Source organism: Longimicrobiaceae bacterium, from assembly GCA_035936415.1.
Lineage (GTDB): Bacteria > Gemmatimonadota > Gemmatimonadetes > Longimicrobiales > Longimicrobiaceae > JAFAYN01.
Genome location: DASYWD010000401.1, coordinates 1 through 9,887 on the forward strand (window position 1 = coordinate 1; position 9,887 = coordinate 9,887).

Consider the following 9,887-nt stretch of genomic DNA (forward strand, 5'->3'; position numbering starts at 1 on the left):
CCCGTGTCGCGCGCGCGCCGGCGCCGATTGCGCGCAGCGAGTGCAAGAGTGGTTCCAGCCGCGGCCCGTCCCCGCGCGCGCGGACCGTGGCCTCCGCGCCCAGCGGCGCCAGGAGGCGCGCGGCGAGCTCCGCCTCCGGCGAGCCGTCGTCCGCCAGCGCGATCCGCTCCACTCCCCGGTCCGCCAGCGCCTGCCGGGCGACGGCGGCCACCACCTCCCCCACCCGGGCCGCCCTCACCGCGCCTCCTCCTCCACGATGCGCGCCAGCTCGCGGAGCACCAGGCGGGGGTCCTCGTCGCGGGCGTGCGAGTACGGTCGGCGCGCCCGCGCCACCGCGTCCAGCGACAGGTCCGCCGTGACGCGGTCCTTGTGCAGGTCGTCGCCGCGGGCGAGCACGGAGCCGTCCGGCCCCACGATGAGGGATCCCCCGGCGAAGACCGCCGCTCCCTCCACGCCCACCCGGTTGGCGACGACGACGTACACCGCGTACGCGGCCGCCGCCGCGACGGCCAGGTGCTCCCACGTCTTCCAGGAGGCGAAGCGGCCGCCCTCCGCGCCGCCCTCCCACGCGCCGCGCCCCGCCGCCGCGGACTGGGCGACGATCAGGTTCGCTCCGTCGGCGGCGAGGAGGTAGGCGAGCGCCGGGTGCCAGAGGTCCTCGCAGACGAGGAGCCCCAGCCGCCATCCGCCCCCCGCGTCGTACGCGCGCACCCGGTCCCCCGCGCCGAAGTACCGCCCCTCGTCGAACATCCCGTAGGTGGGGAGGTAGACCTTGCGATGGCGGTGCAGGACCTCGCCCCCGCGCAGGTGCAGCGCGGCGTTGAAGGGGACGAAGCCGGGGCCCATCTCCACCATCCCGAGCACCACGTCAGGCCCCCGGGCCAGGGCGGGGAAGGGGCTCCCGCCCACGGGGAGGGCCACCGAGTGCGTCCGGTCGCGCAGGTCGTACCCGGTGAGCGCCAGCTCGGGCGTCACCAGCAGGTCCACCCCGTCGCGCGCGGCGGCGGCCTGCGCCGCCGCCACCTGGCGGAGGTTCGCATCCGGCTCGCCGAGCACGGGGGCGAACTGCTCCACGCGCAGGCGCAGGCGCGCCCCGCTCCACTCCCCCGCGCTCACTCCCGGCTGCCCAGCTCCGGGGAGAGCCCGACCGCGCGCGTGACCGGGACGGTGAAGACGATCCCCGTGGCCGGGTCCTCCAGGTTCCCGCAGATCTCCTGCAGCAGGTCGATCACCCGGTCCACCTTCTCCTCCTCGCGGATCACGCTGAGGATGGTGTAGTTCCGGGGGCGGGAGCGCGAGGCCAGGTCGGCGAGCCCGGCGAAGATCGGCACGTCGTGCACCAGGAAGCGGCCCATCCCCTCGCTGTTCACGAGCGTGGCGCCGGTGACGCCCAGCTCCACGAAGCCCGAGAGGATCTCGTCCAGCTTCTCTTCCTCGTTGATCACGGCGATCAGGAGCTGCACGCGCGTTCCGGGGCCGCTGGAGAACGGGGCAGGGGCAGCCGGAGCGGCCCTGCGGGTCGGTCGTATCATACCCAGCGCGCCGAGCGGGTGTCAAGGAACCGCGGGCCTTTCCGGTGCGCTCCCGCCGGATGGGCAGGCGGTCTGCCGGAGCGGCCGGACGGGGGTGTGCACGATCCTTGCTCCCAGGGGCGGGCTCCGATCCGAACCCACGCTCTGCCCCGCCTTTACGGCGGGGGCGGCGGGGGCTTGCATTCCCAGACCTGGAGACTCGAGAGTGCCCAAGTTCATCGTCCAGGGCGGTCGCCCGCTCCGTGGAACGGTCCGGCCCGCCGGGAACAAGAACGCGGCCCTGCCCATGCTCGCCGCCACCCTCCTGACCGACCAGGAGGTGGTGCTGGAGAACGTCCCCAAGATCAAGGACGTCCTTACCCTGATGGACCTGCTCCGGACGCTCGGCGCCGAGGTCGATTGGACGGGGGACAACGAGGTGACGGTCCGCGCCCGCGACATCGGCCAGGTGCAGCTCGACGAGTCCGCCGCGGCCCGCATCCGCGCCTCCATCCTCCTGGCCGGCCCCATGCTCGGCCGGGTGGGGGAGATGACGCTTCCGCCCCCGGGCGGCGACATCATCGGCCGGCGGCGGATGGACACCCACTTCCTTGCGCTCCGCAGCCTGGGCGCGGAGGTGAACGTCGGGAAGAAGGTGTTCGAGCTGCGCGCGCCCGGCGGCCTCACCGGGGCCGACGTGTTCCTGGACGAGCCGAGCGTCACCGCCACCGAGAACGCCATCATGGCGGCCGCGCTGGCGAAGGGGACCACCCGCCTGCGCAACGCCGCCGCCGAGCCGCACGTCCAGGACCTCTGCCACATGGTGCAGGGGATGGGGGCGAAGGTGGAGGGGATCGGCACGAACACGCTGGTGATCGAGGGACAGCAGTCGCTGGGCGGGGGCCGCTTCCGCGTGAGCGCCGACCACATCGAGGTGGGGTCGTTCATCGGCCTGGCGGCGGTCACCCGCGGGGAGATCCTCATCCCCGACGCCGACCCGCAGCACCTGAACTCCATCCTGCTGGGCTTCGCCCGCCTGGGCGTCCGGGCCGAGGTGCGCGGCGACGACCTCTTCATCCCCGGCGCGCAGGAGATGCGGGTGGAGATGGACATGGGCGGGTACATCCCCAAGATCGACGACGGCCCGTGGCCCGCCTTCCCCGCGGACCTCACCTCCATCGCGCTGGTGACCGCCACGCAGTGCGAGGGGACGATCCTGATCCACGAGAAGATGTTCGAGTCGCGGATGTTCTTCACGGACAAGCTGGTGGCCATGGGCGCCCGGCTGGTCCTCTGCGACCCGCACCGCGTGATCGTGATCGGCCCGTCGCAGCTGCGCGGCGGCGTGGTGGAGAGCCCGGACATCCGGGCCGGGATGGGGCTCCTGATCGCCGCGCTCGGCGCCAACGGCGAGAGCGAGATCTACAACGTCGGGCAGATCGAGCGCGGGTACCAGCGGATCGACGAGCGGCTGCGCGACCTGGGCGCGGAGATCTCCCGCGCCGACTCCCGCGACGGCGACTAGGGGCCGTGACCTCAACCAGGGGGACGCCACATGGCTGACGAGCAGCGGCGGATGCCGGGGATCGGCGAGGGGATCCGGGCCGGGATCGGGATCCTCTCCGCCTTCAAGGAGGCGGTGGAGGAGACGTTCCAGGAGGCGGTGGAGCGCGGCGACATGAAGCCGGACCGCGCGAAGCAGGCGGTGCAGGACGCCATGCGCCGCGCGCAGGGGACGTTCGAGGACGTGCGCGAGCGCCTGGACGTGGTCCCCCGCAGGGAGTTCGACGAGCTGCGGCTGGAGGTAGAGGCGCTCCGCGCCGAGATGGCGGAGCTGCGCCTGCGCCTGGGCGGCGTGGAGGGCGAGGCGGAGCGCGGCGCCGGCCCCGACGCCAGCGGGATCATCATCGAGCCGTAGTGGCAGCGAACACGCAGGCGCGCGTAGTCGCGGAGACGGAGACCGGCGGGGACGTCCCCCTCTGGACGCACCCGGAGTGGGCGGACCGCTTCCCCTGGCTCGTGCAGGGGATCACCGGCGCCGGCCCCGCCGACGTCCCGTTCGACCTGGGGCTCTCCGGCGCGCAGCCGGTGGGCCCCGCCCTGGAGCGCTGGCGGAAGCTCCGGTCCGCGGCAGGCGTGGAGACCGTGGTGCACTCGCGCCAGGTGCACGCCGCGGAGGTGTGGGTCCACCGCGAGCGGGGCGCCCCCGGGATCGCGGTGATGGACGGCTTCGACGGCCACGTGACGGCGCTACCCGGGCTGCTTCTCGCCGTGAGCGTCGCCGACTGCGTCCCGGTCTCGGTGGTGGACCCGGAGAGGCGCGCCGTGGCGCTCGTGCACGCCGGCTGGCGGGGCACGGCCGCGGGGATCGTGGAGCGCGCGCTGGAGCTGCTCTCTTCGGAGCATGGCGCTCGCGCGGGGGACCTCTGGCTGCACTGCGGCCCGGCGATCTGCGGGGAGTGCTACGAGGTGGGCCCGGAGGTACACGCCGGCGTACGGCCCGGCTGCGCTCCCCCGGACGCGCCGACGCCGATCGACCTGCGCGCCGCAATCGCCGAGCGCGCGGTGGGGCGTGGCGTCCTGCCGGAGCGGATCACCGTCTCCGGCCAGTGCACGCGCCACGGGCCGGGGAGCTTCTTCTCCCATCGGGGCGGCTCCCCCGCGCGGCAGATGGGGGTGCTGGGGATCCGGTGAGGGGACCACGGGGGGCCCCCTCCCCCGGCCCCTCCCCCGCAAGCGGGAGAGGGGAGAACGGCAGTGGTCGTTCGGCACCATCCCGCCTCCGACCGCCCGCGCGAGGGGGGCAGCCTCAGCCCGTCGAGCCGAACCCGCCCGTACCCCGGTCCGTAGTCCCGACGTCCTCCGTCTCCACGATCTCCGGGGCGGCGAAGCGCGCGAAGACGAGCTGCGCGATCCGCGTTCCGCGTGGGATCGGCACCGGCTCGCTCCCGGCGTTCCAGAGGATCACCTTCAGCTCGCCGCGGTAGTCCGGGTCGATGGTCGCCGGGGAGTTGGGGAGCGTGATCCCGTGGCGGAGCGCCAGCCCCGAGCGCGGCCGCACCTGGCACTCCACGTCCACCGGCAGCTCCATGGCGAGGCCGGTTGCGACCAGCCGCCGCTCGCCCGGCGCGAGGACGAAGTCCGCTTCCGCCGAGGCCACGTCGTAGCCGGCGGAACCGCTGGTCTGGCGGGCGGGAAGGGGGAGATCGGGGTTGTGCGGAAGGCGCTGGAACCGGACGATCATGGACGGGGAGTGCGATGTGCGACGGGTCGGCGCCCGTCGTCGTGCTCCCCTCCCCCTTGCGGGGAGGGGCCGGGGGAGGGGGTCCGCTCTGCGTGCACAGGAGCCCCGCGGGACCGTTCCCGCGGGGCTCCTGCCTGATCCTGCACGGCCAGCCGAGGCTTACGCCGCGAGCACCCGGTCCACCGGCGTGTACTCCAGGTCGAAGGCCTCGGCCACGCCCGGGTACACCACCTTGCCGCCGACGATGTTCACCCCCAGCAGGAGCGAGCGGTCGCGCCGGCACGCCTCCTCCCACCCCAGGTTCGCCAGCCGCAGCGCGTAGGGGAAGGTGGCGTTGGTGAGCGCCAGCGTGGAGGTGCGCGGCACCCCGCCCGGCATGTTCGCCACCCCGTAGTGGATCACGCCGTCGATCTCGTAGATGGGATCCTCGTGCGTGGTGGGGCGGATGGTCTCGACGCACCCGCCCTGGTCCACCGCCACGTCCACGATCACGGACCCGTTCTTCATCCGCTTCAGGTCCTCGCGCAGCACCAGCTTCGGCGCCTTGGCGCCCGGCAGGAGCACCGCGCCGACGACCAGGTCCGCCAGCTCCAGCTTCTCCAGGATGTTGTGGCGGTTGGAGTAGATCAGCTCCACGTTGGCCGGCATCACGTCGGAGAGGTAGCGGAGGCGGTCCAGCGACAGGTCGACGATGGTGACCCGGGCGCCGAAGCCCGCCGCCATCTTCGCCGCGTTGGTCCCCACCACCCCGCCGCCGATGATGAGCACGCTGGCCGGCGCAACGCCCGGAACGCCGCCCAGGAGCATGCCGCGCCCGCCGTAGAACTTCTCCAGGTATTTGGCGCCCGCCTGGATCGACATCCGCCCCGCCACCTCGCTCATGGGCGTCAGCAGCGGGAGCTCCCCGTTGGGGAGCTGCACCGTCTCGTAGGCGATGGCGACCGCGTTGGAGTCGATCAGCGCGTGCGTCAGCGCCTCGTCCGCCGCGAAGTGGAAGTAGGTGAAGAGCACCTGGTTCTGGCGGATCCGCGGGTACTCCACGGCGATGGGCTCCTTCACCTTCATGATCATCTCGGCGCGCCCCCAGACGTCCTCCACGTCGTCCAGGATCTGGGCCCCGACGGCCGTGTACTGGTCGTCCGTGAAGCCGCTCCCCTCACCGGCGCCCTTTTCCACGAAGACGGTGTGGCCGGCCCTGACCAGCGCCTCCGCGCCCGCCGGGACCAGGGCGATGCGGTTCTCGTTGGTCTTGATCTCCTTAGGAACGCCGATAAGCATAGGACTGGTACGCGTCTAGTGTGTGGGTGCAGCGCCCCGGCACGGCCGCGGGCGGACGGGGACAATATGGCACGTCCGTGCACGTTGCGCGAGTCTGAGGGTGTCATCGCGACTCCCACGGCCCGGGCACGCAGCCGCATGGGAAGCAGAACGGGCGGACGCGCCACCCTGGCACGTCCGCCCGCGTCGCGCGAGTGCGCGGGAAGGGAAGAAGGCTACGCCTCCTGGGGCACCCCCTCCGCCATCTCGGCCAGCGCCACCTTCCGGGAAAGGCGCAGGCGGCCCTTCTCGTCGATGGAGAGGAGCTTGACGTGGACCACGTCGCCCTTCTTGACCACGTCCTCCGTCTTCTCCACCCGGCCGTCCTGCAGCTCGGAGATGTGCACCAGCCCCTCCGTGCCGGGGAGGATCTCCACGAAGGCGCCGAAGGTGGTGGTGCTCTTCACCACGCCCTCGTAGATCCGGCCGACCTCCGGCTCCTCGGTGATCGCGGCGATCATCTTCCGCGCGCGCTCCCCGCCCTCGCCCGAGACCGAGGCGATGGTGACGGTGCCGTCGTCCTCCACGTTGATGGTGGCGCCGGTCGCTTCCTGGATCCCCCGGATCGTCTTCCCCTTGGGGCCGATGATCTCGCCGATCTTGGCCGGGTTGATCTTGATGGTGATGATCCGCGGCGCGTACCGGGACAGCTCCTCGCGCGGCCCGGCGAGCGCCTTCTCCATCTCGTCCAGGATGTGCAGCCGCGCCCGGTTGGCCCGCTGCAGCGCGTCGCGCATCAGCTCCACCGTGAGCCCCTCGATCTTGATGTCCATCTGGATCGAGGTGACGCCCTCGCGCGTCCCGGCCACCTTGAAGTCCATGTCGCCGAGCGCGTCCTCCATCCCCAGGATGTCGGTGAGCACCGCGACACGGTCGCCCTCCTTGATGAGCCCCATCGCCACGCCCGCCACCGCGGCGCGCATCGGCACGCCCGCGTCCATCAGCGAGAGCGAGCCGGCGCAGACCGTCGCCATGGACGAGGAGCCGTTGGACTCCAGGACGTCCGAGACGATGCGGATGGTGTAGGGGAACTCGTCGTACGGCGGGAGCAGCGGCTCCAGCGCCCGCTCCGCCAGCGCGCCGTGCCCGATCTCGCGGCGGCTGGTGCCGCGCATGGGCTTCACCTCGCCGGTGGAGAAGGGCGGGAAGTTGTAGTGCAGCATGAACGACTTGGTCTGCTCCGTGGGCGAGTCGATGCTCTCCACGCGCTGCTCGTCGCCCTGCGTCCCCAGCGTGGTCACCCCGAGCGCCTGCGTCTGGCCGCGGGTGAAGAGCGCCGACCCGTGCGCGCGCGGCAGGATGCCCACGTCGATGCTGATGGGGCGCACCTCGTCCAGCCCGCGGCCGTCGGAGCGCTTCCCGGTGGACAGGATCATCTCGCGCATCTCGCGCTTCTCCAGGTCCTTCAGCACCGAGCCGACGTCGCTCTCCACGCCCTCGATCTCGGCGACCAGCTCCGCCGCGGCCTCGCTGCGGATGGTGGCGAGGGCGGTGTTCCGCTCCGCCTTGTCGCCGAGGCGCATGGCCTCGGTGACGCGCGCGCCGGCGGCGCCCTCGATCCGCTGGCGGACCTCGGGGTCCACCTGCTTGGGCGTCCACTCCATGGTCGGCTGCCGCTCCACCTGCTCCAGCAGCTCCTGCTGGATGCGGATCAGCTCACGGATCCCCTCGTGCGCCACCAGGAGGCCCTCGGCGATCTCCTCCTCCGGCACCTCGAGCGCGCCGCCCTCCACCATGGTGATGGCGCTCTCCGAGCCCGACACCACGATGTCCAGGTCCGAGTACTCCAGCTGCTGGAAGGTGGGGTTCAGCACCCACTGCCCCTGGATCCGCCCGATCCGCACCGCCGCCACCGATTCCGCGAAGGGGATGCGGCTCAGGTTCAGCGCGAAGGAGGCGCCGGTGAGCGCGATCACGTCCGCGTCGTTCTCCTGGTCGGCGGAGATGACGTAGATGAAGATCTGCGTCTCGTTGGCGAACCCGTCCGGGAAGAGGGGCCGCAGCGGGCGGTCGATCAGCCGCGCCGAGAGGATCTCCTTGTCGGAGGGGCGCCCCTCACGCTTGATGAACCCGCCAGGGATCTTCCCCGCGGCGTAGGTCCGCTCGCGGTACTCCACCGTCAGGGGGAAGAAGGGGAGGTGCGTGGGCTTGTCCTGGGCGGTGGCGGTGCACAGCACCACCGTCTCGCCGAACTGCACGACGCACGACCCATCCGCCTGACGGGCCATCCTCCCCGTCTCGATGGAAAGCGTCCGTCCCGCGAACTGCCGTTCGATTCTTGCCATTCTCTTGGTCTCTCTTCCGCATTCGGGTTGCTGGGGGGCCGCAGGCCGGTCCGCGCTCCCCCACGCACGCGGACCTTCGTATCCGGCATTTCTTTCACTCGAAACTCAAAACGCACGAACGCCGCACGGACCATGCCCGTGCGGCGCTCCAGACGATCAGACGGCCGGCTTGTGAACGACTGTCCCGCTCGTGAGACGGCCCTGCATCAATGGCGCAGACCGAGGTCGGCGATGAGGGCGCGGTAGCCCTCCAGGTCGTTCTTCTTCAGGTACGTCAGGAGCCGGCGGCGCTGGCCCACCATCTTAAGGAGCCCCTGGCGGGAGTGGTGGTCCTTCTTGTGCGCCCGGAAGTGGCCCGTCAGGTGGTTGATGCGCGCCGTCAGGAGCGCGATCTGCACCTTGGTGGAGCCACGGTCGGTCTCGTGGGCCTGGTACTTGGTGATGACTGCGTCGCGATCGATGGTCGCCATGCGATTCGGTACCTCCAGAAGAGTCTATGCTGGTCGGGAAGTGAACCGATCCTTCGAGTTGCCGCCTGCAAACCGCTCGGGGATCAAATTACACAAGCTCTCAAGATAACCATGGCCGAAAATCCGCACAAGCCGTGGGCCCCGCCTCGCCCCGGAAGAGGGCGCGCCCCTCCGCCTCGTCCCGGCGCATCCGCTCCACCAGCGCCTCCGCCGAGTCGAAGGCGAGGACCCCGCGGATGCGCGCGCAGAACTCCACCCGCACGCGGTCGCCGTACAGGTCGCCGCTCCAGTCCAGCAGGTACAGCTCGATGCGCTGCTCGCCTCTTCCAAAGGTGGGGCGGGGGCCCAGGTGCAGGAGCCCGGGCACCGGCTCGCCGCGCACCCAGGCGCGCACCGCGTAGATCCCCTCCAGCGGGACCATCTTCTCCGCGTCGTCCAGGGCGAGGTTCGCGGTGGGAAAGCCGAGCGTCCGCCCCAGCCGGTCGCCCTGCACCACCGTCCCCTCGATGGAATACGGGCGCCCCAGCCCGGCCGCCGCGGCAAGCACGTCGCCTTCGGCCAGGGCGCGGCGGATCTTGGTGGAGGAGAAGGGCTCGCCCTCGCCGCCCACCGCCTCGACCACGTCCACGGCGAAGCCCAGCTCCGCCCCGATCTCGCGGAGCGTGTCCACGCCCCCCTCGCGCCCGCGTCCGAAGCCGTGGTCGTACCCGATCACGAGCTCCTCCATCCGCAGCCGCCCGATCAGGATCTCCTCCACGAAGCGGCGCGCCGGGTAGTCGCGGAGCACGGGGGTGAAAGGGAGGAACACGGCGTAGTGCAGCCCGGACTCGGCCAGCACTTCGCGCTTCTCGGCCGGGGTGGTGAGGAGCGGCGGCGCGTCCTGGGGGCGCACCACGCGGAGCGGGTGCGGGTGGAAGGTCGCCAGCACGCTGCGGCGCCCGGTCCGCTCCGCGCGGTGCACGATCTCGCGCAGCACCTCCCGGTGGCCCCGGTGGACCCCGTCGAAGGTGCCCACCGTCACCACCGAGCCGCGGCCGTCGGCGGGGATGGGGGGCGGGAG

At 72.0% G+C, this 9,887-nt stretch carries 11 protein-coding genes; 3 read left to right on the plus strand and 8 right to left on the minus strand.

Features of this window, described 5'->3' with window-relative positions; genetic code table 11:
• The 3 genes from VGR37_16330 to VGR37_16340 form a co-directional block, all read right to left on the minus strand.
• A partial coding sequence (locus tag VGR37_16330) for a hypothetical protein (protein HEV2148974.1) occupies window positions 1-238 on the minus strand: 238 nt, incomplete at its 3' end.
• On the minus strand, window positions 235-1,116 hold the full coding sequence (locus VGR37_16335; GenBank protein ID HEV2148975.1) for a nitrilase-related carbon-nitrogen hydrolase: 882 nt from the start codon (window positions 1,114-1,116) through the stop codon (window positions 235-237). The genes VGR37_16330 and VGR37_16335, both read right to left, overlap by 4 nt.
• A complete protein-coding gene (locus VGR37_16340) occupies window positions 1,113-1,463 on the minus strand; it encodes a P-II family nitrogen regulator (protein ID HEV2148976.1) in 351 nt (116 codons plus the stop codon). The genes VGR37_16335 and VGR37_16340 overlap by 4 nt, the downstream gene beginning before the upstream one ends.
• A gap of 274 nt (window positions 1,464-1,737) precedes the next feature.
• Here VGR37_16340 and murA point away from each other — a divergent pair, with 274 nt between their 5' ends.
• From murA to VGR37_16355, 3 genes are read left to right on the plus strand one after another with little or no spacing between them, the layout of a single operon-like run.
• Window positions 1,738-3,036: a UDP-N-acetylglucosamine 1-carboxyvinyltransferase gene (gene murA, locus VGR37_16345; protein ID HEV2148977.1), complete on the plus strand. Its 1,299-nt coding sequence runs from the start codon at window positions 1,738-1,740 to the stop codon at window positions 3,034-3,036.
• A gap of 30 nt (window positions 3,037-3,066) precedes the next feature.
• The gene (locus tag VGR37_16350; protein ID HEV2148978.1) at window positions 3,067-3,429 is read left to right on the plus strand and encodes a hypothetical protein; all 363 of its coding nucleotides are present in this window, start codon (window positions 3,067-3,069) and stop codon (window positions 3,427-3,429) included.
• The gene (locus VGR37_16355) at window positions 3,429-4,205 is read left to right on the plus strand and encodes a polyphenol oxidase family protein (GenBank protein ID HEV2148979.1); all 777 of its coding nucleotides are present in this window, start codon (window positions 3,429-3,431) and stop codon (window positions 4,203-4,205) included. The genes VGR37_16350 and VGR37_16355 overlap by 1 nt, the downstream gene beginning before the upstream one ends.
• A gap of 115 nt (window positions 4,206-4,320) precedes the next feature.
• Here the strand turns inward: VGR37_16355 and dut are convergent, their stop codons facing one another.
• The 5 genes from dut to VGR37_16380 form a co-directional block, all read right to left on the minus strand.
• Window positions 4,321-4,755 (minus strand): dUTP diphosphatase, encoded by a 435-nt coding sequence (gene dut, locus VGR37_16360; protein ID HEV2148980.1) that lies wholly within the window; start codon window positions 4,753-4,755, stop codon window positions 4,321-4,323.
• Window positions 4,756-4,914: 159 nt separating this feature from the next.
• Window positions 4,915-6,033 (minus strand): alanine dehydrogenase, encoded by a 1,119-nt coding sequence (gene ald / locus VGR37_16365; protein HEV2148981.1) that lies wholly within the window; start codon window positions 6,031-6,033, stop codon window positions 4,915-4,917.
• Window positions 6,034-6,248: 215 nt separating this feature from the next.
• Window positions 6,249-8,357, minus strand: coding sequence for a polyribonucleotide nucleotidyltransferase (locus VGR37_16370; protein HEV2148982.1), 2,109 nt, complete (start codon window positions 8,355-8,357; stop codon window positions 6,249-6,251).
• A gap of 206 nt (window positions 8,358-8,563) precedes the next feature.
• Window positions 8,564-8,827: a 30S ribosomal protein S15 gene (rpsO, locus tag VGR37_16375; GenBank protein ID HEV2148983.1), complete on the minus strand. Its 264-nt coding sequence runs from the start codon at window positions 8,825-8,827 to the stop codon at window positions 8,564-8,566.
• Between the two features lie 100 nt (window positions 8,828-8,927).
• Window positions 8,928-9,887, minus strand: a 960-nt coding sequence (locus VGR37_16380; protein ID HEV2148984.1) for a bifunctional riboflavin kinase/FAD synthetase, incomplete at its 5' end; no start/stop codon positions are given.